Source organism: Rhodopseudomonas sp. G2_2311 (assembly GCF_047501505.1).
In the GTDB taxonomy this organism is placed as follows: Bacteria; Pseudomonadota; Alphaproteobacteria; order Rhizobiales; family Xanthobacteraceae; genus Rhodopseudomonas; species Rhodopseudomonas palustris_H.
Window position 1 is genome coordinate 450,424 of record NZ_JAZDRK010000004.1, and the last position, 21,084, is coordinate 471,507.

Sequence of the window (21,084 nt, forward strand, 5' to 3'; positions counted from 1 at the left end):
CTGCTGGGGATAGTCCTTTGGCCTCGAAAGTCAAGGAACTTCGCCATCCGGGAGATCACGGACAGCTTAGACTTTCGAAAGCCGGTGCCGGGGACGAAATACGACGAGACCATGACGAGCAAGAACGCACAACGCGCGCCGGCTGGATGGCCGACGCGCGCTGAAATCAGTGAGTTCAGGCGACCTGCTACTTGCCGACCTGCCCGGGATGGCCGGGATTGCTGGTGGAATCACCTGGCAGACCACTCGGCGACGCGCCGGTGCCGATGCTGCCAGGCGTCGAGGTGTTGGGAACGCCCGGTTGATTAGTTCCCGAATTGAGGTTCGATCCGGTCGTCGTACCCGACATTCCGGTTCCGGTCGCTGAAGTACTTGATCCGCCCGGCGCCGACGAAATCCCCCCACTGCCGGAATTCTGCGGCACTGAGCTCGGCGCGCTGATGCCGCCCGGCGAAGCCGCACCGCCTGCGGTGCCGCCGGCTCCGCTGCCGCCGCCGGTGCCACCGGTTTGGGCCGATGCGCCTGACGCCGCCAGCAGCATGGCCGCGATGATCACACCACTCTTGGTCAAACCGTTCTTGGATTGCATGACGTTCTCCCTTTGCTATGAGGGGAGAACGGAGGCCGGCGCAATGTCGTTCCGCGCCATCACACACGAGTTAGGGCGAAGGTACAGGAACAACCAAACGCGATCACGCGACCTGCGAGATGAAGCGCTGCACTTCGCTCCGCAGCCGATCGACCTGGCCGGCGATCTCGCCCGAGACGCCGTTGACCCGTACCGCGATCTTGCCGGCATCGTCGGCGGCATGGCTGATACCAACGACGTTCGACGACACCAGCGCGGTGCCGGCCGAAGCCTGCTGCACATTGCTGGCGATTTCGCGCGTCGCCGCGCCCTGCTCTTCGACCGCCGACGCGATCGTCGTACTCACCTCGTTGATCTCGCTGATCCGGCGGCTGATCGCCTCGACGGCGCCGACCGACTGCTCGGTGATCGACTGCATCTCGCCGATCCGCGCGGTGATCTCCTCGGTCGCCTTGGCGGTCTGGCTGGCAAGCGCCTTCACTTCGGCCGCCACCACGGCGAAGCCGCGGCCGGACTCACCAGCCCGCGCCGCTTCGATCGTGGCGTTGAGCGCCAGCAGATTGGTCTGCGCTGCGACCGCGTTGATCAGCTTGACGACATCGCCGATCCGCTGCGCCGCGTCTGCGAGTTGCTGGATCTTCGCGGTGGTCTGCGCCGCCTCGTCGACTGCCTGATGCGTGCTGGCGGTGGAGTGCTGAATCTGACGGGAGATCTCGGCGATCGAAGCGGTCAGCTCCTCGGCCGCGCTCGCAACCGTCTGGACGTTAGCGGAAGCCTGCTCGGCACCGGAGGCAACGCTCACCGATTGGCGGCTGGTCTCTTCGGCTGCATTGGCCATCGCGCCGGCATCGCCCTTCAGGCCGGTCGACGCGGTCACCAGCATGCTGGCAACATTGTCCATGCCGGCCGCGAAGCACTGCGCCTCCTTGGCAACGTCGCGCACGCGGCGATCCATCACGCCGGTGGCGTTGTTGATCGTGGTCGACGCCACCTTGAACGATCCGGGTAGTCCGCGCGTCAGCACCTTGCGGAATGTCTTGCCCTGGCTGACGTAGTCCATCGAGGCCGAGGCCTCGCGGACGAAGGCGTCGACGATGTCGAGCATGTTGTTGACACCGGCCTGCGCCTTGCCGATGTCACCGCCATCCCGGCGGCCTTGCACCCGCGCTTCGAGATTGCCATGCGCGGCACTTTCGGCCACTGCCGCAACCTCGCCGACCGCGCCTGCGGCCCCATGCAGCTGCCACGCCGCGACACCGATCGAGCCGAGACCGAGCAGCAACCCGACGATCTCCACGGCCGAGCCGAGCGGCCCGATCAGGATGCGCGCCGCGGCCAAGCCGAGCATAACCACGGCGGCACCGGCGACGGCGATCATAGCCTTAGACAGAGAAGACAAACTCATCATACTCGACGCCCCGATCCTTGATCATGCTCATCAGCAACGCGTAGCCCGCCAGCATCCCGTCCTTGGCGTTGCGATGCCGGTTCTCCTCGTCGCGCAATTGCCGATACAGCGCCTCGATCCGGGTGACCTGATCGCGATCGGGCTTGCGCCGATTGGAGTGGAAGCCGGTGACGTTGCGGTTGGCGTCGAGCGTCGGCGTGACATGGGCGAACACCCAGTAATGATCGCCGTCGCTCGCCATGTTCACCACATAGGCGAAGATCTCTTTCTTGGCCTGGATGGTGTCCCACAGCAGCTTGAAGATCGACCGCGGCATGTCCGGGTGTCGCACCAGCGAATGCGGCGCGCCGATTACTTCCGAGCGCGGGAATTTTGCCAGACGAACGAAGACATCGTTGGCGTAGGTAATGTGCCCTTTGAGATCCGTTTTGGAGACGATCAATTCATCTTCGTCGAACGGGCATTCGATGCCCGTCGGCTTCACCTGCGGCCGAGCCATCGGTCGTGCACTCCTGATAATTGAAACCTGAATTGGCAGGTCCCAGGCCGGTTGCCTCCCCTGAGAAACGGCGCTTCTTATACGGAGTAGAATCTTATTGAGCCCGTTACCCCGCCGTTAAACTGCCACTCAGTAGCAATACCGGGTTATGATGGGCCTGGGGAGTAATCGATTCAAAACCGCATCGTCATGCCGACATGCGACGGCTGGAATCCAAGGCGGACGTAGAACCGCTGCGCATCGACACGGCTCTGATGCGTAAATAGTTCGACCAGCCTGCAACCCTGGTCGCGCGCCTGTGCAATCGCCCAGCGCACCAGCGTTTCGCCGATGCCGCTGCTGCGGCAATCACGGGCCACACGAACGTCCTCGATGATCGCCCGGGACGCGCCCTGCGAACTCAGTCCCGGCAGCACCGCAAGCTGTAGGCAGCCGACGACCCGGTCATCGTGATCTTCCGCCACCACCATCTGAATATGCGGCGAACGCTGCAGGGCGTCGAACGCCGCATAGTACGATTCCGGCAGCGGCTCTTCGAGCTTCTCGCGGCCGGCACCGAGATGGTCGTCGGCCAGCATCGCCACGATGGCAAACACATCGCCGCGGCGCGCGGGGCGGATTCTGACGGTGGAATCAGCACTCATGTGAGACGGGCTCACGAACCAAAAGCCGGCAAGCCGAGCCCGGCTTCGGCGCGGCCAATCCAGCTTCGAATGGCCGGATAGTCTTGCAGCGCAAAGCCGCCCTGCTCCGCCATCCGGGTGTAGGCGAGCAGGGCCACATCGGCGAGCGACAGCCTCTCGCCGGCAAGAAACTCGTTATCGGCCAGATGCAGCTCCATCCGCGCCAGCGCGGCGTGGCCGCGGCGAACCTTGTCCGGATCGAGCTCACTGGCCGGCTTGCCGAGATAGACCATCTGGAAGCGGCATACCGCGATATACGGCTCGTGGCTGTACTGCTCCCAGAACAGCCACTCGTCCATCATGGCCTCGAGCCACGGATCGGCAGGGATCAGGTCAGTACCGCGAGCGAGATAGCGGATGATGGCATTGGATTGCGCCAGCGAGCGGCCATCGTCGAATGCCACCACCGGCACCTGCCCGGCCGGCTTCAACGCCAGGAACGCCGGCGTCCGGGTCTCGCCCTTCATCGTGTCGATCGCGATCCACTCATAAGGCAGACCCAGCCGATCACAGGTCCACTTCACCTTCAGGCAGTTGCCAGAGTTGAGGTCGCCGTAGATCTTCATCCCTGGATACGCCGCACCTTGAGGCACGGACCGAGCGCATTGAATGCGTCAGCCATCGCAGAATTAGAACTTGTATCCAAGGCCGGCGCGTACCGTCGAAACGCTAGTGTCTACCGGCGCGGCAAACTTGAGATACTCCCACTCGGCGCGCAGGAACAGACCGCGATAGATCATCATGTCCATGCCGAGGCCACCAGCGTAGCCGTAGATAAAATGCCCGTTCTGGACTTGGGTCGCCGACAGTGGCGTAACCGTGCGTCCACCCTCAGAGCCCGTAATGGTCGCGGTGCGGACAATATCCGCTTGCCCAAGCGAGCCACCGATAAACGCATAGGGGAGGAAGCTGCCGAACGCATAGCCAGCGCGTAGTCGGGCTGAGCCGACGTCATTCACTGTTATAGCCGCAGCACTGGTATAAGTCGCATCATAGACGACATTGTTGTAGTTGATCCGACGCTCCATCGATCCGATGGCGGAACCGCCGAAGCTGCCGTGCATGTAATTGGCTTCGACGCCGAGCACGACATCGTCCCATTGGGAATTGTAGCCAACGAAAGCGCCCCAACCTTGACCGTGTGAGGACGTCTTCCCCAGCACGGGCCAAGACGACACTGCCATCTGGCTTTCGACAACGGTGTTGGCCAGCAAGTTCGAGGCGATGTCATTCGTTGCGTTGGTGAAATTCATATCGGAGGTGCCGTAACCACCCTGACCGCCGACGTAGAAGCCTTCCCAATTGATCACACGGGGTGTTTCCACCAGCGCGCCGCGGAGCGGACCGTAGTCCGGCATGTCGGCCGCATACGCCGTCTGAGCCATCACGCCGACTGCCGCAGCCACCACAACTCTACGCATCGCCACACTCCTCGACGAACTTTCCACGATATAAATCATCGGCTGTTAACCTTAATTCTTCGTTGTCGCCCGAGGTGTCCGACACAGAAAAACGGCGCGGAAAGCTCCCGCGCCGTTAATACTCGCAAACGATGGAGGGCGACGATCAGCCCTTGCGCATCAAGGGCGGCGGCGCGGCGTAGACCGGACCCGCGTCGAGATTCCAACGCACGCCGAGCTTCAGGTCGTGCGAGGTGATATTGTTGAACTTGAACGAGTTGCCGCGAGTCGCGGCGTCATAGGCGCGCAGATCGGAGGCGGTCGTCCCCTTCCCAAGATCGACGTAGCTGTAAGCAAGTTCCATGGTCATATTGGGACTCAACTTATAAGCAAGACCGGCATGGGCAGCCCAGGCAAAATTCCACTGCGACCCTGAACCCGCGAGGGCATAGCTTGGGTACGTACCGTAGATTGCCGTCGGTCCAGCGCCAACGAAGAGATTATTCGATCCAACATCGGTGAAGTTCGAGATCGTCACCCGGGCAGCACCAACACCGGCGCCAATGAACGGCGTGATGCACCACCAGGTTCCTAGATCGACATAGGCGTTCGCCAAGAACAGCAGCTCGGACTTGCTTGCGCTGTAGTTGTCCACACCGCTGTACGGAAATCCAGTGTTCGTCGCGGTGAAGGTATCGGTTCCTTTGAAATTCGACTTGCCGCGGTATTGGCCGGTCAGATCGGCACGGAACCAATTGTTGAATTGATAACCGACACCCAACCCGAAGATGCCGGCGGTGTCGAAGGTGCTCGTTTGATCGAATGACGTAAGCTGTGTGTAGCGAGTCGGATCGGAGTGGCGCACGTCCTTGACGCTTTGGTTGCTGAACCCGATGTCGCCGCGCAGGTACCAACCGCCAAAATCTTCAACCGGGGGCGGCGCATAGGCGGGCGGCGGGGCAATCGGCATATCGGCCGCCATCGCGGCCGAGGCAACCAGCGAAGCCGCTCCGGCGGCCATCAACATCTTCACGCTACGCATTGGCTTCGTCCTTTGGTCCAATGATCAATTACGAAGGCCCCACACCCGGAAACCTATGAGACCGAACGATGCCATCAATTCCTTAAGCGCGACTTAACCCTAATTTTTAAGGTTGATATTTGGTGTCGCAGCGTTTTGCGCTGGTAACAACTCCAAACGGCAGGCCGCGCCGGCGCCGCAATTACTAACAAATCATTACCGACGAATGCGATCCTGACTGGCCGGCACACCAACAAAAAACGGCTCCAGTTCCATCGGAACCGGAGCCGCGATTTGAGCGGATCAGGGCGGCGCCCTGCCCCACCCGCGCTAGTGGGCGTGGCGGGGCATCTTCGGCAGCAGCACCGCCAGCAGGCCGAGCGCCGGCAGGAACGAGCAGACCTGATAGACGAAGTCGATGCCGCGGATGTCGGCGACCTGGCCGAGCGCCGCCGCGCCGAGACCGCCGATGCCGAAGGCGAAGCCGAAGAAGATCCCCGAGATCATGCCGAAGCGGTGCGGCATCAGCTCCTGCGCGAACACGATGATCGCCGGCGTCGCCGACGCCAAGATGAAGCCGATGAACACCGTCAGCACTGCGCTGGCGGTGAGCCCGGCATAGGGCAGCGCCAGGGTGAACGGCAGGATGCCGAGGATCGAGAACCAGATCACGTAGCGGCGGCCGAACCGGTCGCCGAGCGGGCCACCGAAGAACACCCCGGCGGCGGTGGCGGCCAGGAAGATGAACAGGAAGATCTGCGCGGTCTGGGTGGAGACGTGGAACTTCTCGATCAGATAGAATGTGTAGTAGCTCGACAGGCTGGACAGATACAGCTGCTTGGAGAACAGCAGCGCCACCAGCACCACCAGCGCGACCATCACCCGACGCCGGCTCGGCGCATGCGGATGCGGCTGCACCACCATCTTCTTTTTGCCGGCGACCTGCGGCTTGTACCAGACGCCGATCCGCCACAGCACGATGATGGCAAGGAACGCGATCGACGAGAACCAGGCGATCGACGGCTGGCCGAACGGCACCACGATCAGCGCCGCCAGCACCGGACCGAGCGCGGTGCCGGCATTGCCGCCGACCTGAAACACCGATTGCGCCATGCCGTGGCGACCGCCCGAGGCGAGCCGCGCGATCCGCGCCGACTCGGGATGAAACACCGCCGAGCCGAGCCCGATCATCGCCGCGGCGATCAGGATCACCGCATAAGAATGCGCGACGCTGAGCAGCAGCAGCCCCAGGAAGGTCGAGCCCATGCCGATCGCCAGCGAGAACGGCTGCGCCTTCTTGTCGGTGATGTGTCCGACCACCGGCTGCAGCAGCGAGGCGGTGAACTGGAACGCCAGCGTGATCATGCCGATCTGGCCGAAATCGAGCGCGTAGTTCGCCTTCAGGATCGGATACACCGACGGAATCAGCGACTGCATCGTATCGTTGAGGAAGTGCGAGAAGCTGATGCCACCAAGCACGATATAGGCCGGCCCGGCCGCGGCAGGCGCCGCCGGCTTGGTGAGTTCGGGGAGCGGCAGCTCGGCCGGATTGACCGGAGCAGCGATATCCGCATCGACGGTGACAGGCTTGTTCACGGCGTTTCCTGAAGTGGGCTTGGGACGCCGGCGCAACCGTCGCTGGCGCAAGAACGACGAACGGCCGGCACGTTGGCCGACCGTTCATAAAGTAGTTCCAGGCGCTGCGTGTGTGTAGCGCGGATTTGCGATGGCAGCGTTGCACCCCGCCTGATGCGGCGGGAGCAGGCCTCAGGCGGCCGCAGCCGCCGCGTTGCCGAGCGCGTCGACGATGCTGTCGACCACTTCCTCGACCACGTCGCGATCGTCACCTTCGGCCATCACCCGGATCACCGGCTCGGTGCCCGAGGGGCGGATCAGTAGCCGGCCGTGACCGTTCAGCCGCTTCTCGCCGTCCGCAATCGCCGAGATCACGCCGCTGTTATCGAGCGGCCTGCCGTTGCGGTAGCGCACGTTCTTCAGGATCTGCGGCAGCGGATCGAACCGGTGGCAAACCTCGGACACCGGACGGCCGAGCTTCTGCACCATCGCCAGCACCTGCAGCGCCGCGACGAAACCGTCGCCGGTGGTGTTGAAGTCGGATAGGATGATGTGGCCGGACGACTCGCCGCCGACGTTGTAGCCCTCTTTCAGCATCTGCTCGAGCACGTAGCGATCACCGACCGGGGTGCGCAGCAGCGCGATGCCTTCGCCTGCCAGGAAGCGCTCGAGCCCAAGATTGGACATCACGGTGGCGACCACGCCGGGCTTGGCAAGGCGGCCGTCCTCCTTCCAGCTCTGGCCGATCACTGCCAAGAGCTGATCGCCGTCGACCACGTGGCCGCGCTCGTCGACCAGGATCACGCGGTCGGCGTCGCCGTCGAGCGCAATGCCGATATCGGCGCGCATCTCGCGGACCTTGGCGCACAGCGCCTGCGGCGCAGTGGAGCCGCATTCCTTGTTGATATTGAAGCCGTCGGGTTCGACCCCGATCGAGATCACGTCGGCGCCGAGCTCCCACAGCGCTTCCGGCACCACCTTGTAGGCGGCGCCGTTGGCGCAATCGATCACCACGCGCAGGCCTTCGAGGCTCAGCTCGCGCGGCAGCGTGCGTTTGGCGAACTCGATATAGCGATCGTGGACGCCGTCGATGCGGCGGGCACGGCCGAGGCTGGCGCTCTGGGCCAGCTTCTTGTCGAGCGACTCGTCGAGCATCAGCTCGATCTGCTTTTCGACATCGTCGCTGAGCTTGTAGCCGAGCGGACCGAACAGCTTGATGCCGTTGTCCTCGAACAGATTATGCGAGGCCGAAATCATCACGCCGAGGTCGGCGCGCATCGACTTGGTCAGCATCGCGACCGCCGGGGTCGGCATCGGGCCGACCAGCAGCACGTCCATGCCGACCGAGGTGAAGCCTGCGACCAGCGCATTCTCGATCATGTAGCCGGACAGGCGCGTATCCTTGCCGATCACCACGCGGTGACGGTGCTCGCCGCGCTGAAACGCGAGGCCCGCGGCCTGGCCGACCTTGAGGGCCAGCTCCGGCGTGATCAAACCGTTGGCGCGGCCCCGGATTCCGTCCGTCCCGAAATATCTGCGGCTCATCCAATCATCCCCCGCCCTTGCCGGTCACGGTCAAAAACCCACGATTCGTCCGGGGCTTGCCGTACGGCGAAACGGCCTTATAGGCCCAAAATAGTTGCGGGGACTTCAAAAAATGTAATCAAAGATTACGCCGCCGGCTGGGGCCGACGGCGTAACTATCTGAGAAATATAATCTATCGAGCCGTATGCAGCGTCGGGTGATTAATCCTTGCGGCGCTTATCCCCATCCGGTTTCGACGGCGCCGGCTGGGTCACGCTGACCGGGTCGGAGCCCGGAAACGACTCTTCCAAGCCTTCATTGAGCTGATCTTCCAGCTCCTTCTTGTTCTTGGTCGGGGTTTCGGCGGTCTTGGCGTCGGTCATCGCGGTCCTCCTGCTCGAACCTTGAGAATTCGGGGGAAAACGCGCTGCGGTGCACCGGGTTCCCAAGGATCGGCGAAGCCCGACGCGACGATTTTGCACATGGCGTCCGCGTGCTACAGGACGAGCGGCTCGCAACAACCCGCAAGAGGCGGACGGCATTTCCATGAAAGAAATCACCTGCATCGAAGACCTCCGCCAGATCCACAAGCGCCGGGTGCCGAAGATGTTCTTCGACTACGTCGACCACGGCTCCTATGCCGAGGAGACGCTGCGGGCGAATGTGGAAGACCTGAAGCGGATCAAGTTCCGTCAACGCATCCTGGTCGACATCTCCAAGCGCGATCTGGCCACCACCATCCTCGGCGACACCTACGCGATGCCGCTGATCCTGGCGCCGGTCGGCTCCACCGGGATGCAGCACGCCGACGGTGAGATCCACGCCTGCCGCGCCGCCCAGGCCGTCGGCATCCCCTACACGCTGTCGACGATGTCGATCTGCTCGATCGAGGACGTCGCCGCCAATGTCGAGAAGCCGTTCTGGTTTCAGCTCTACGTGATGCGCGACCGCGGCTTCGTCAAAGCGCTGATCGAGCGCGCGATCGCCGCCAAGTGCAGCGCGCTGGTACTCACCGTCGACTTGCAGGTGATCGGCCAGCGCCATCAGGACATCAAGAACGGCATGACGGTGCCGCCGCAGCTGTTCAAGCTGAAGAACGTCATCGACATCGCCACCAAGCCGCGCTGGGTGAAGGGCATTCTCGGCACGCCGCGGCGCAACTTCGGCAACATCGCCGGCCATCTGCCCGGCTCCAAGGATCTGGAGTCGGTGTCGGCGTGGGTGGCATCGCAGTTCGACGCCTCGCTGAACTGGCGCGACATCGACTGGATCCGCTCGATCTGGCCGGGCAAGCTGATCATCAAGGGCATTCTCGACGTCGAGGACGCGCGCGAGGCGGTGAAGGTCGGCGCCGAGGCGCTGGTGGTGTCGAACCATGGCGGACGCCAGCTCGACGGCGCGCCGTCGTCGATCGAGGTGTTGCCGAAGATCGTCCACACCGTCGGCTCGCACATCGAAGTGATGTTCGATGGCGGCGTCCGCTCCGGCCAGGACGTGATGCGCGCGCTCGCGCTCGGCGCCAAGAGCTGCATGATCGGCCGCGCCTACATCTACGGCCTCGGTGCCTATGGCGGCCCGGGTGTCGCCAAGGCGATCGACATCATCGGCAAAGAGCTATCGACCACGATGGGCCTGTGCGGCGTCAATTCGATCCACGAAATCGACGAGAAGGTGCTGGCGGAGTAATTCCGCCCTGCCCTCTCCGCGTCATTGCGAGCGCAGCGAAGCAATTCAGGAGCTCCGTGCACTGAGCTGGATTGCTTCGTCGCTTCGCTCCTCGCAATGACGGGGAGAGAACGAACAACAAAAACAACAACCGGAGGAAATCCATGACTGATACGCAACGCGTGCCGCAGACCGCTTCCAGCGAAGTGCTCTATGCGGTCGAGGATCACATCGCCACGATCACGCTGAACGCGCCGGAGCGGCTGAACACCATCTCCGGGCCGATGCTGAATACGCTCGCTGCCCTGCTCACCAAGGCCAACGAAGATCCCGACGTGCGCTGCGTGATCCTCACGGGCAACGGCCGCGCGTTCTGCGCCGGGCTCGATCTCAACAAGGAGCGCGGCGACGAAGGCCTCAGCGCGGCGTCGGCGCCGACCACGCTCGACCTGCGCAACACGCCGCCGACCGTGCTGCAGGCGATGGACAAGCCGACGATCTGCGCCGTCAACGGCGGCGCGGCCGGCTACGGCATGGATACCGCGCTCGGCTGCGACATCCGCATCATGGCGGAATCCGCCAAGCTCGCCGCAGCGTTCGTCAAGCGCGGCGTGGTGCCGGAAAGCGGCGGCACCTGGTTTCTGCCGCGAATGATCGGCTGGGCCAAAGCATCCGAGCTGATCTTCACCGGCCGGACGCTGAGCGCGCGCGAGAGCCTGGAATGGGGCCTCGCCAACGAAGTCGTGCCCGACGCCGAGCTGATGGGACGCGCCCGCGCGGTCGCCAAGGAGATCGCCGGCAACGCGCCGCTGGCGGTTCAGGCGGCCAAGCGCATGATGCGGATGGGCCTCAACGAGACCTTCCCGGATCACGTTCATCACGTGTACTTGCAGCTCTTGCCGCTGTTCAAATCCAAGGATATGGCCGAAGGCATCCGCGCCTTCCTGGAAAAACGCGAGCCGAACTTCCAGGGCAAGTAAGCCCCCGCGCCCCTCAGTCCTGTGCCACGTAGTCCTACGCGGCGCCGTCTTACGGTTTGATTCACCGGTCGGGCGACACTGTGGGACACCGCGCAGGCCGCCTGCAGCCTTGCTGCAGATGGCTGCGCGTGTGTTCGCTATCGCAGCCAGCTCGATCGGAGCGCCATGACCGACCATCCCGAGAGCTCCGCCGCGACTGCGGCGGGTTCAGCAGAGTTGAAGCCGCGCCTCCTGGTGATCGATGACGACCAGGTCCACCGCACGATCATCTGCAAGATCGCGGTGCGAGCCGGGTTCGAACCGGTCGAAGCCGGCACGCTCGACGAAGTCGTCGAGCTGACCACCTACAATGATTTCGAAGGCGTCACACTGGATCTATCGCTCGGCGAGCAGGCCGGCACCGAGGTGCTGCGCCACTTTGCCGATCGCGACTTCCGGGCGCCGATCATCATCCTCAGCGGCGCCAAGAGCGAGATTGCGCGCAAGGCGCATGATTTCGGCGAGTCGCTCGATCTCACCATGCTGGAAGCGGTGTCGAAGCCGGTCGATCTCACCGAACTGCGCGAGCAGCTTTCGATCATCGCGCGGACGTGGCGGATCATGCACCACGCCGCGTAACGCCCGCACGATTACTTCGGCACCAGATCGGCCTCGACCAGCGCCCGCAGCTCCGCGGTGACATGAGGCCGCGCCCCGAACCACAGATCGAACCCCCGCACCGCCTGGTGCAGCAGCATGCCGAGACCGTCCGCAGTGCGCAGCCCGCGCGCCTTGGCGGCGGCGAGCAGATCGGTCTGCAGCGGCACATAGACCAGATCCGCCACCACCGCGTCCGCCGGCAGCGCCGACAGGTCGATTTGCAGCGCCGGCTGTCCCTTCATGCCGAGCGAGGTCGTGTTGACCAACAGACCCGCGCCCGGCAGCGCCGCGGGGATGTCGCTCCAGGCGATCGGCACCACGCGGTCGCCGAACAGATCGCGCAGCGCCTCTGCCCGCTCGATCGAACGGTTGGCGAGCGCGATCCGCTGCACGCCGCGCTCCAACAGGCCAAACACCACCGCCCGCGATGAGCCGCCGGCCCCGAGCACCACGGCATGCGGGGAGCGATCCCAGCCCGGCGCCGAGGCGTCGAGATTGCCGATGAAGCCTTCGATGTCGGTGTTGGTGGAGCGCAACAGATCGCCGTCGTAGTACAGCGTGTTGGCGGCGCCGACCGCGCGGGCGCGCTCGTCCGGCTCGGTGAGCTGCAGCGCGCGTTCCTTGTGCGGGATGGTGACGTTGGCGCCGATATAGCCGTGCGTCTTCAGGTGCAGCACGAATTCGGCAAAGCCTTCCGGCGGCACCGCTTCGATCGAGTAGCCGCCCTCGATGCCGAGCTGGCGCAGCCAGTAGTGGTGGATCAGCGGCGAGCGCGAATGCGCCGCCGGCCAGCCGATCAGACACGCGGCGCGCTTGGTCGCAGCCATTTCGCCCTCCAACAGACGCGAGACCTCCGGAACCTGTGAAAATCAGGCCGCCGCGCCAGCGTCAATCGCAAAACGCGGCGCCGCGACGGAAGTCGGGGACGTCAGACCGAGGCGGGCTGCGGCGCGGTCGCCTCCTGGGGCGCTGGGGTCTTGCCCTTGACCTCGTCGACCGCGCTCGCGATGTCGGCACGGTAGTGCGCCAGCGGCGGCTTGACGCCATGGGTGAGCAGCGCGCGGCGGACGGTCGGCGAGGCCCCGGTGACGATCAGCTTGATGCGCTTGCGCTGCGCCGACAGCGCCACCCGGTAGATCGCGTTCGCGGCGGTGGAGTCCAGGAACGGTACCGCGGCGAAATCGACCACGAACACCTTGTGGCGATCGGCGATATTGTTGAGCACCGACGACACCGTCGCGGCGGCGCCGAAGAAGAACGCCCCGGTGATGCGATACACCACCACATCCGGATCGGTGACCAGCGACAGGTCGGCGGCGGTGCCGCGGCGCTTGCCGCTCTCGTCGGCACGATCTTCCTGCGCCAGCCCGGAATACGCCTCGACCCCGGTGACTTCCGACATGCGGTGAATGAACAGCACCGCGCCGAGCGCAAAGCCGACCACAATGCCTTCGGTCAGATCGCGGAACACGGTGAGCAGGAAGGTCGCCAGCACCACCACCGCGTCACCGCGCGACGAGCGTACCAGCGTGGCGAACTCGTGCTTCTCCGCCATGTTCCAGGCGACGATCGCCAGCACCGCGGCAAGCGTCGCAGGCGGGATGTAGCTCGCCAGCGGCGCCGCCACCAGCATGAACACCAGCAGGAACACCGAGTGCAGCATGCCGGCGATCGGCGTGCGCGCACCGGTGCGGATGTTAGTCGCGGTGCGGGCGATCGCACCGGTGACGCAGATGCCGCCGAACAGCGCCGAACCCATATTGGCGAAGCCCTGCGCCACCAGTTCGCAGTTCGAGCGATGCCGCCGCCCGGTCATGCCGTCGGCTACCACGGCGGAGAGGAGCGACTCGATCGCGCCGAGCAGCGCGAACGCCATCGCGTCGGGCAGCACTTCGATCACCTTGGCGACCGAGAACACCGGCCAGGACGGTAGCGGGAAGCTCTCGGGAATGCCGCCGAACCGGGTGCCGATGGTGGCGACCGGCAGCGAGAAGCCCCACACCAGCGCCGCAGTGACGGCGACCGCGATCAGCAGCCCCGGCCAGTTGGGCCGCAGCTTCTTCAGGCCGACGATCAGCACGATCGCGGTCAGCGCGATGCCGAGCGCATAGAAATTCATGGTCGGCAGCGCCTGCGCCAGCGCTTCGAGCTTGGGGAGGAACGGCCCCGGCTCGTGCGCCAGCTCGATGCCGAGCAGATCCTTGAGCTGACTGGCGAAGATGATCACCGCGATGCCGGCGGTGAAGCCGACCGTGACCGGATACGGAATGAATTTGACGTAGGTGCCGATCTGCAGGAAGCCGGCGATCACCAGCATGATGCCGGCCAGGAAGGTCGCGAGCAGCACGCCGTCGATGCCGTGGCGCTGCACGCTGAGCATCACCAGCACGATGAAGGCGCCGGCTGGACCGCCGATCTGAAACCGCGAGCCGCCGAGCAGCGACACCAGAAATCCGCCGACCACTGCAGCGTAGAGGCCGCGATCCGGCGTGACGCCGGAGGCGATCGCGATCGCGGTCGACAGCGGCAGCGCCACGATCGCGACCGTGAGGCCGGCGATCAGGTCGGCGCGGAAGTCGCCGAGGCCGTAGCCCTCGCGCAGCGCCGTGATCAGCTTCGGGGTGAACAGCTCGCGGAAGCTCGGTTTGGTGGCAGCCACAAGTCGCCGGGAGGTGTCCATGCTGTTTGCTCCTGGTCCGCCCCGCTGCTGCACCGAAACCGTTAGGCCTCGTTGCGGGGCGGCGCCGGCTCTTTGAACCGGACGCCGCGGCCGCCGCCTTCGCTGCGGGAATTGTCTCCGATCAGGGTCACGCCGCAGCGGTCGAGGGCCTCGATCACCTTGGTGAGGGATTCCACCACACCACGGACGTTGCCTTCGCTCGCCTCCATCCGCTGGATGGTCGGCAGCGACACACCCGACAGTTCGGCCAGCGTGCGCTGGTCGATGCCAAGCAGCGCGCGCGCGGCGCGCAATTGGGCTGCGGTCATCATGGATGAAGCATGAACTCTGATGTCTGAAGACGTCAATATGATGCTTTGAATGGCATCAAGCAAATAAAAAGCGGCTGGAGTGATGTCTGAGACATCAGTCCAGCCGCTTCGGAGCAGTCATATTTTAGTGAGCGAGGCGGGAGAGGTCCCGCCCCCTTGCTCTCCTGGGGTCAGGCCGCTGCCTGACGGTGGGCAGCAACGATCTGGTCGGCGGTCCGCCCGCTGACTTCGGCCATATGGTCGAAGCTGCGGGTGAAGCTGCCGGCACCGGCCGTGGCCGAGCGCAGTTCGACGATCAGATCGCCGATCTCCGCCTCCGGCATGGTGGCGCGCACCATGTCCCAACCCGGCCAGCCCTCGCGGGTGTCGAAGCCGAGGATCTGGCCCCGCCGCCCGGACAGGATGGCGTTGACCTTGGCGGTCGCCTCGGTCGGGCAGACGATCTCGACGGTGTGGATCGGCTCCAGCAGCACCGGCTGGCACTGCGGCAACGCCTCGGTGATGCCGATCCGCGCCGCGGTGCGGAACGCCATGTCGGACGAATCCACGCTGTGATACGAGCCGTCGGTCAGGGTGACGTGGACGTCGACCACCGGGAAGCCGAGCGGTCCGGCACGCAGGGCATCGATCACGCCCTCCTCCACCGCGCCCATGTAGTTGCGCGGCACCGCGCCGCCGACCACAGTCTCGGCGAAGGCGAAGCCCTCACCACGCGGCAGCGGCTTGATGTCGAGCACCACGTCGCCGAACTGGCCATGGCCGCCCGACTGCTTCTTGTGGCGGCCGCGCTGAGTCACCGGCTTGCGGATGGTCTCGCGATAGCCGATCCCCGGCGCATGCGACTTCACGGTGACGCCGTAGCGGTCGTGCAGTCGCTCCAGCGCCACGCGCAGATGCATCTCGCCCTGTCCCCACAGCACCATCTCGTGGCTCTGCGGATCGTGCACGATGGTGAGCGAGGGATCTTCCTCGTTCAGCCGCTGCAGCGCCTGGCCGAGTTTGACGTCGTCCTTGCGATCGATGGCAGCGAGCGCCATCGCCAGCACCGGCGGCGCGGCGGTGACTTCAACCAGCGAGGCCGGCGCGGCCTTGCCGTTGCCGAAAGTATCGCCGGTCTTGATCGCATCGAGCTTGCCGAGCGCGACGACCTCACCGGCCGTCGCCGACGAGCGTTTGCTGTCGTGACCGCCGCCGACCGTCTGGATGCCGGAGACGCGCGACGCCTCACCGGCCGACGACTGCACATTGTCGCCGTCGGCGAGCGTGCCGGCGAACAGCCGGGCCAGCGACAGCTTGCCGCCGTGCTGCAGATGCTGAGTCTTGAAGACGTAGCCGACCGCATCCTTGCCGGCGGTGACGCCGAGGCGCGCCGCGGTTTCGGTGACGTCGGGCGCCTCGTGACGCAGCGCTTTGAGAAGACGCAGCACGCCGTTCTCGCGGAGCGCGGAGCCGAGCAGCACCGGACAGATCACACCTTCACGCAGTTCGCGTGCAAGATCATCGAACACCGCATCGCGCGGCGGCTGGATGTCGTCGAGCAACTGCTCCATCAGCGCGTCGTCGTGATCGGCGAGCTTCTCGAGCATCGAGAACCGCGCTTCCTTCTCGCGGTCGAGATTGCCGCCTTCGAGGTCGACCACTTCAGAAGGCTTGTGCTCCCGATAGACGAAGGCGCGCTCCAGCGCGAGATCGACGTAACCGGCGATCAAATCGCCGTTCCAGATCGGAATCTGGCGCAGCACCAGCGGGATACGCGAGGCCGGCTGCAGACTGTCGAGCACTTCGCGAATGCGTTTGTTGGCGCGATCGATCTTGTTCAGGAACAAAAATCTGGGAATTCCGAGATCTTCGAGTTCGCGCAGGATCAGCTGCAACTGCGGCAGCTTGCGCTCGTCGGCTTCACACACCACCACGGCGGCGTCGACGGCGGGAAGCGCCGCGCGCATGTCGTGCGCGAATTCGACGGAGCCGGGACAATCGAGGAAGGTGTAGCTCTCACCCATGAACTGGGTGGTGACGGCCGTCAGGCTGAGGCCCATTTTGTGTTGGCGCGCCTCGGGGCTGGAGTCGCCGTGCGAGGTGCCCGCATCGACCGAGCCGGCCCGCGGGATGGCACCGGTTCGTGCCAGGATTGCTTCAAGTAGTGTGGTTTTTCCGCTTTGGAATGGGCCCACCAGTGCGATGCACCGGGGACCACGGGGACTTCTGACGTCTTGTCCCATCGCCGCCTCCTTCTATCTGGAGCTCGGCCCGTGATTGGGTCGGCAAGACGTGATGCTTTCGCAACACACGACACTTGGCAAGCGCGAAAAATTACGACGCGATGATGTCGGTGTTGAGCAGGATCAAGGACACCAAAAATTTGCGCTGCGACGCGTTTGCATCGCAGCGCAATGTTGCAAAACAGGAATTGAACGGCGAGCGCGCTGTTAGTTAGCGGCCCGGGCGCAGTTCGAGTTCCTGCAGGCCGACCGCAACGTTGACGCCGGTCTGGCCCTGCAGGCTGACCGGCTGCAGCGCGATCGAATTCGACGAGCCGCCGATCAGCACGTTGGCACCGAGGCCGACGCCGACAGAAGCCGAGCCCTGCGCGCCCGCGTAGTTACCAGCGAGGTCGCCGGGGCCGAAGCGTTCGACCGGCGCGAACACCGCCCAGCCGAGCGCGGTTTCCGGGGTGATACCAATGTCGAGACCGACCTTGCGGATGGTGGCGACATAGGGCGTATCCGGCCGACCTTCGCTGCGCAGCACGCAGCCGAGATTGGTCACCGAACCGACGATGAAGCCCATGCTGGCACCGCCGCGGCATTCGAGCATGCCGACACGCACCCGGCCCTGTTGAGCATCGGCGGCGGTTGTTATCAGCGCGGCGGCGGCGAGGCCGGCGAGAAGCGAGAGGCGGCGCATAGCGAAGATCTCCGACGTGGGAAGGTGATGCGGAAGACGACCCGATTCGGGCAAACGCGCAAACGAGTGCACGCCATCTAGTCACAGCATCGGCAAATCTTCAATGACACCCGGCGCGCAGCGCTGCGACCGGTGTTTGAGCGTCGGCGTTGGAGCGTACCGAGACGTCCAGACGCAAAAAGGGCCCGCGCTGGCGGGCCCTTTTCGTTACGACGCTAATGCTTCGTAAACGCTGTCACTTAGTGATGATGACGGCGATGCTTGCGATAGTGCTTCTTGGCGATCGGGGCCGGCAGCAGCTGCACGTCGACGATGCCCGCGGTCGCGTTGAGACCGGTCTGGCCCTGCAGGCTGAGCGGCTGCAGCGCGAAGGCGTTGTTCGAACCGCCGATCAGCAGGTTGCCGCCGACGCCGAAGCCGAACGACGCGTTGGCGCCGACGCCGCCGTAGCTGCCGCCGAGGTCACCGCGGCCGACGCGCTGGGTCGGAGCGTACACGGCCCAGGCCAGGCCGGTGTTCTGGGTGAAGCCGAGGTCGACGCCGATGCGCTGCACATGCGCGATGTACGGCTCGGGACGACGGCCGTCGGCCCGGAACAGGCACTCGAGCTGGGTGGTCGAGCCGACCACGTAGCCGACGTTCGGACCGCCGGCGCATTCGATCACGCCGACCTGCACGCGCTGCTGCGCGCTCGCGCTCGCAACCGAGGCGATCAACGCGACCGCAGCGATGCCGAACTGTCTCAGGGTAAACATATAAGCACTCCACATGTGGATTGAGATTGCGACGGCGACAAAAAGGAAGCGTCTTGTCCAAAACAAGGCGCTTTCGCAGTTTTGGAACGAATCCTGTGAACCTTGCGGATTGTTAATGAAATCTTTACCGCAAATTTCCGCAGAACCGCTGAATGCGCTTGCAGGCATCCTCGAGATCCGAGGTCTTGGTGGCGTAGGAGATGCGGAACGCCGGGCCGAGGCCGAACGCCGAGCCCTGCACCACCGCCACGCCTTCCGCTTCCAGAAGCTCGGTGACGAAGTCCTGATCGGTTTCGATCTTTTTGCCCGACGGCGCGGTCTTGCCGATGGTGCCGGCGCATGACGGATAGACGTAGAACGCCCCCTCCGGACGCGGGCAGTCGATGCCGGCCGCCTGGTTCAGCATCGACACCACCAGATCGCGGCGCTCCTTGAACACCTTGTTGTGCGTGTCGATGAAGTCCTGCGGACCGTTGAGCGCCTCGACGGCGGCCCACTGGGCGATCGAGCACGGGTTCGAGGTCGACTGCGACTGGATCGTCGACATCGCCTTGATCAGCTCGGCCGGGCCGCCGGCGTAGCCAATCCGCCAGCCGGTCATGCAATACGACTTCGACACGCCGTTCACCGTCAGGGTGCGATCGAACAGCTTCGGCTCGATCTGCGCCGGGGTGGTGAACTCGAAGTCGTCATAGACGAGGTGCTCGTACATGTCGTCCGTCATCACCCAGACATGCGGGTGCTTGACCAGAACGTCGGTGAGCGCCTTCAGCTCGGCACGGCTGTAGGCCGCGCCGGTCGGGTTCGACGGCGAGTTGAGGATGATCCACTTGGTCTTCGGCGTGATCGCCGCTTCCAGGGCCGCCGGCTGCAGCTTGAAGCCGAACTCGGCGGTGCATACCACCGGCACGCTTTCGCCGCCGGCGAGCGCCACCATCTCCGGATAGCTGACCCAATACGGCGCCGGGATGATCACCTCGTCGCCCGGATTGATGGTGGCCATCAGGGCGTTGTACAGCACCTGCTTGCCGCCGGTGCCGACGATGATCTGGTTCGGCTTGTAGGTCAGGCCGTTCTCGCGCTGAAACTTGGCGATGATCGCCTGCTTCAGCTCCGGAATGCCGTCGACCGCGGTGTACTTGGTCTTGCCGGCCTCGACCGCATGGATCGCCGCCAGCTTGATGTTGGCGGGAGTATCGAAGTCCGGCTCGCCGGAGCCCAGGCCGATGACGTTGCGCCCGGCCGCTTTCAGCTCACGCGCTTTGTCCGTGACCGCGATGGTCGCGGACGGCTTCACACGATCGAGCGCGGTGGCGAGGAACGGCATCGTCTTCTCCTTGCAGCCGTCATGAGTCGGCATTTGGCGCGACTCTTCCATCTCTGACGGGAATATCCCCACACTAAGCGCGGCCACGTTGCATCGCAAGAAGCTTGCTGGAATAGCGGCATTGTGTGGTGGTCGGCACAACCTTCAGGAGAGGCCGCGCGCCGCCTTGCCGAGAACGGCAGTTGCCAGTCATGCGCGGCATTGCGCGCACCCGCCCGATTTCGCATAGCGAAAAGACAAAATCGGTCGCTGCGGCGGGATTTTCGCGGTGCCGCCGCCCCCTGTGCAATGCGGCATGGGATTTCGACCCTTTCCAGCGCTTGGGGCTTGCGAGGCCTGCCGGGGGACATCATTGTTTAGCCGCGTTAGGCGCGGCAGATGCCGGCGGCAGGGAGAGCGAAGCGACCTTCAGGATGTACAAGCTCTATTCGATGCAGCGATCGGGAAACAGCTACAAGGTTCGCCTTGCGCTGGCGCTTCTCGATGCCCCCTACCGTGCGGTCGAGGTCGATATCCTGCGCGGCGAGAGCCGCACGCCCGATTTCCTCGCCAAAAATCCGAGCGGCCAGGTGCCGCTATTGGAAACCGCGCCGGGCCGCTACCTCGCCGAATCCAACGCGATCCTGTGGTATCTCGCCGTCGGCACCTCGCTGGCGCCGGACACCCGGATGGACCGCGCCGAAGCGCTGCAATGGATGTTCTTCGAGCAGCATGCGCTCGAGCCGAATATCGGCTCAGCGTATTTCTGGTTGTGCCTCGTCAAAGGCGGCCGCGACCTGCAGACCCACGCGCTGGAGGATTGGCTGGAGCGCGGCTATGCGGCGCTGCAGGTGATGGAAAATCATCTGAAGACCAACGATTACTTCGCGGCCGGCCAACTCACCATCGCCGACATCGCGCTGTACGGCTACACCCACGTCGCCGACCAGTGCGATTTCGACCTGTCGACGTTTCCGGCGGTGAATGCGTGGCTGCGGCGGGTCGAGCAGACCCCGGGCTTCATCACCATGGATTGGACCCCGGAAACCATTGCGGCCGATCCGACAAGCTTCGCGGCCGAGGCCTAAGTCCGGCCGCAGCGCTCGAATTCCGCCGCGATTTGACCATGATTGGCGCCCTT

The 21,084-nt window shown here is 64.5% G+C and carries 21 protein-coding genes; 4 read left to right on the forward strand and 17 right to left on the reverse strand.

What is annotated here, in order from left to right; genetic code table 11:
• Nucleotides 1–187 precede the first annotated feature (187 nt).
• The 10 genes from VRZ08_RS09830 to VRZ08_RS09875 all read right to left on the reverse strand — a co-directional run bounded on the left by VRZ08_RS09830 (nt 188) and on the right by VRZ08_RS09875 (nt 9,083).
• Nucleotides 188–589 carry a hypothetical protein gene (locus VRZ08_RS09830; RefSeq protein ID WP_414532420.1) on the reverse strand — a complete coding sequence of 134 codons (402 nt, stop codon included), beginning with the start codon at nt 587–589 and terminating at the stop codon, nt 188–190.
• 103 nt (nt 590–692) lie between these two features.
• Nucleotides 693–1,997 (reverse strand): methyl-accepting chemotaxis protein, encoded by a 1,305-nt coding sequence (locus tag VRZ08_RS09835; RefSeq protein WP_414532421.1) that lies wholly within the window; start codon nt 1,995–1,997, stop codon nt 693–695.
• Complete coding sequence (locus VRZ08_RS09840) at nt 1,972–2,496, reverse strand: PAS domain-containing protein (protein WP_264074569.1); 525 nt, start codon at nt 2,494–2,496, stop codon at nt 1,972–1,974. The genes VRZ08_RS09835 and VRZ08_RS09840 overlap by 26 nt, the downstream gene beginning before the upstream one ends.
• Nucleotides 2,497–2,669: 173 nt before the next feature.
• The gene (locus VRZ08_RS09845; protein WP_414532422.1) at nt 2,670–3,140 is read right to left on the reverse strand and encodes a GNAT family N-acetyltransferase; all 471 of its coding nucleotides are present in this window, start codon (nt 3,138–3,140) and stop codon (nt 2,670–2,672) included.
• A gap of 11 nt (nt 3,141–3,151) precedes the next feature.
• Nucleotides 3,152–3,745, reverse strand: coding sequence for a glutathione S-transferase family protein (locus tag VRZ08_RS09850; RefSeq protein ID WP_414532423.1), 594 nt, complete (start codon nt 3,743–3,745; stop codon nt 3,152–3,154).
• A 63-nt stretch (nt 3,746–3,808) separates the two neighbouring features.
• A complete protein-coding gene (locus VRZ08_RS09855) occupies nt 3,809–4,600 on the reverse strand; it encodes an outer membrane protein (RefSeq protein WP_414532452.1) in 792 nt (263 codons plus the stop codon).
• A gap of 145 nt (nt 4,601–4,745) precedes the next feature.
• Nucleotides 4,746–5,621, reverse strand: coding sequence for an outer membrane protein (locus VRZ08_RS09860; protein WP_264074573.1), 876 nt, complete (start codon nt 5,619–5,621; stop codon nt 4,746–4,748).
• A gap of 309 nt (nt 5,622–5,930) precedes the next feature.
• On the reverse strand, nt 5,931–7,196 hold the full coding sequence (locus tag VRZ08_RS09865; protein WP_263989617.1) for an MFS transporter: 1,266 nt from the start codon (nt 7,194–7,196) through the stop codon (nt 5,931–5,933).
• Between the two features lie 171 nt (nt 7,197–7,367).
• Nucleotides 7,368–8,720 carry a phosphoglucosamine mutase gene (glmM, locus tag VRZ08_RS09870; protein WP_414532424.1) on the reverse strand — a complete coding sequence of 451 codons (1,353 nt, stop codon included), beginning with the start codon at nt 8,718–8,720 and terminating at the stop codon, nt 7,368–7,370.
• Between the two features lie 201 nt (nt 8,721–8,921).
• On the reverse strand, nt 8,922–9,083 hold the full coding sequence (locus VRZ08_RS09875) for a hypothetical protein (protein ID WP_205523335.1): 162 nt from the start codon (nt 9,081–9,083) through the stop codon (nt 8,922–8,924).
• Nucleotides 9,084–9,246: 163 nt separating this feature from the next.
• Here VRZ08_RS09875 and VRZ08_RS09880 point away from each other — a divergent pair, with 163 nt between their 5' ends.
• From VRZ08_RS09880 to VRZ08_RS09890, 3 genes are all read left to right on the forward strand, one after another.
• Nucleotides 9,247–10,386, forward strand: a complete 1,140-nt coding sequence (locus VRZ08_RS09880; RefSeq protein ID WP_414532425.1) for an L-lactate dehydrogenase — start codon at nt 9,247–9,249, stop codon at nt 10,384–10,386.
• Nucleotides 10,387–10,529: 143 nt separating this feature from the next.
• Nucleotides 10,530–11,345: an enoyl-CoA hydratase/isomerase family protein gene (locus VRZ08_RS09885; RefSeq protein WP_414532426.1), complete on the forward strand. Its 816-nt coding sequence runs from the start codon at nt 10,530–10,532 to the stop codon at nt 11,343–11,345.
• Between the two features lie 165 nt (nt 11,346–11,510).
• Nucleotides 11,511–11,963: a response regulator gene (locus VRZ08_RS09890; protein WP_107356871.1), complete on the forward strand. Its 453-nt coding sequence runs from the start codon at nt 11,511–11,513 to the stop codon at nt 11,961–11,963.
• Between the two features lie 11 nt (nt 11,964–11,974).
• On the opposite strand, the gene VRZ08_RS09895 is transcribed toward VRZ08_RS09890, so the two are convergent.
• The 7 genes from VRZ08_RS09895 to VRZ08_RS09925 all read right to left on the reverse strand — a co-directional run bounded on the left by VRZ08_RS09895 (nt 11,975) and on the right by VRZ08_RS09925 (nt 19,964).
• Nucleotides 11,975–12,811, reverse strand: coding sequence for a shikimate dehydrogenase (locus VRZ08_RS09895; RefSeq protein ID WP_414532427.1), 837 nt, complete (start codon nt 12,809–12,811; stop codon nt 11,975–11,977).
• Between the two features lie 101 nt (nt 12,812–12,912).
• Entirely contained in the window at nt 12,913–14,664 is a 1,752-nt protein-coding gene (locus VRZ08_RS09900) for a SulP family inorganic anion transporter (protein WP_414532428.1), read from the reverse strand.
• A gap of 41 nt (nt 14,665–14,705) precedes the next feature.
• The gene (locus VRZ08_RS09905; RefSeq protein ID WP_011159861.1) at nt 14,706–14,975 is read right to left on the reverse strand and encodes a helix-turn-helix domain-containing protein; all 270 of its coding nucleotides are present in this window, start codon (nt 14,973–14,975) and stop codon (nt 14,706–14,708) included.
• A gap of 170 nt (nt 14,976–15,145) precedes the next feature.
• Nucleotides 15,146–17,197, reverse strand: a complete 2,052-nt coding sequence (locus VRZ08_RS09910; protein WP_414532429.1) for an elongation factor G — start codon at nt 17,195–17,197, stop codon at nt 15,146–15,148.
• 211 nt (nt 17,198–17,408) lie between these two features.
• Entirely contained in the window at nt 17,409–17,882 is a 474-nt protein-coding gene (locus VRZ08_RS09915; RefSeq protein ID WP_414532430.1) for a DUF992 domain-containing protein, read from the reverse strand.
• A 239-nt stretch (nt 17,883–18,121) separates the two neighbouring features.
• Complete coding sequence (locus VRZ08_RS09920) at nt 18,122–18,637, reverse strand: DUF992 domain-containing protein (protein ID WP_012497536.1); 516 nt, start codon at nt 18,635–18,637, stop codon at nt 18,122–18,124.
• Between the two features lie 124 nt (nt 18,638–18,761).
• Nucleotides 18,762–19,964 carry a pyridoxal phosphate-dependent aminotransferase gene (locus VRZ08_RS09925; RefSeq protein ID WP_012497537.1) on the reverse strand — a complete coding sequence of 401 codons (1,203 nt, stop codon included), beginning with the start codon at nt 19,962–19,964 and terminating at the stop codon, nt 18,762–18,764.
• 413 nt (nt 19,965–20,377) lie between these two features.
• On the opposite strand from VRZ08_RS09925, the gene VRZ08_RS09930 reads away from it, so the two are divergent.
• Nucleotides 20,378–21,031 (forward strand): glutathione S-transferase family protein, encoded by a 654-nt coding sequence (locus VRZ08_RS09930; RefSeq protein ID WP_011159866.1) that lies wholly within the window; start codon nt 20,378–20,380, stop codon nt 21,029–21,031.
• The last annotated feature ends 53 nt before the right edge of the window (nt 21,032–21,084 follow it).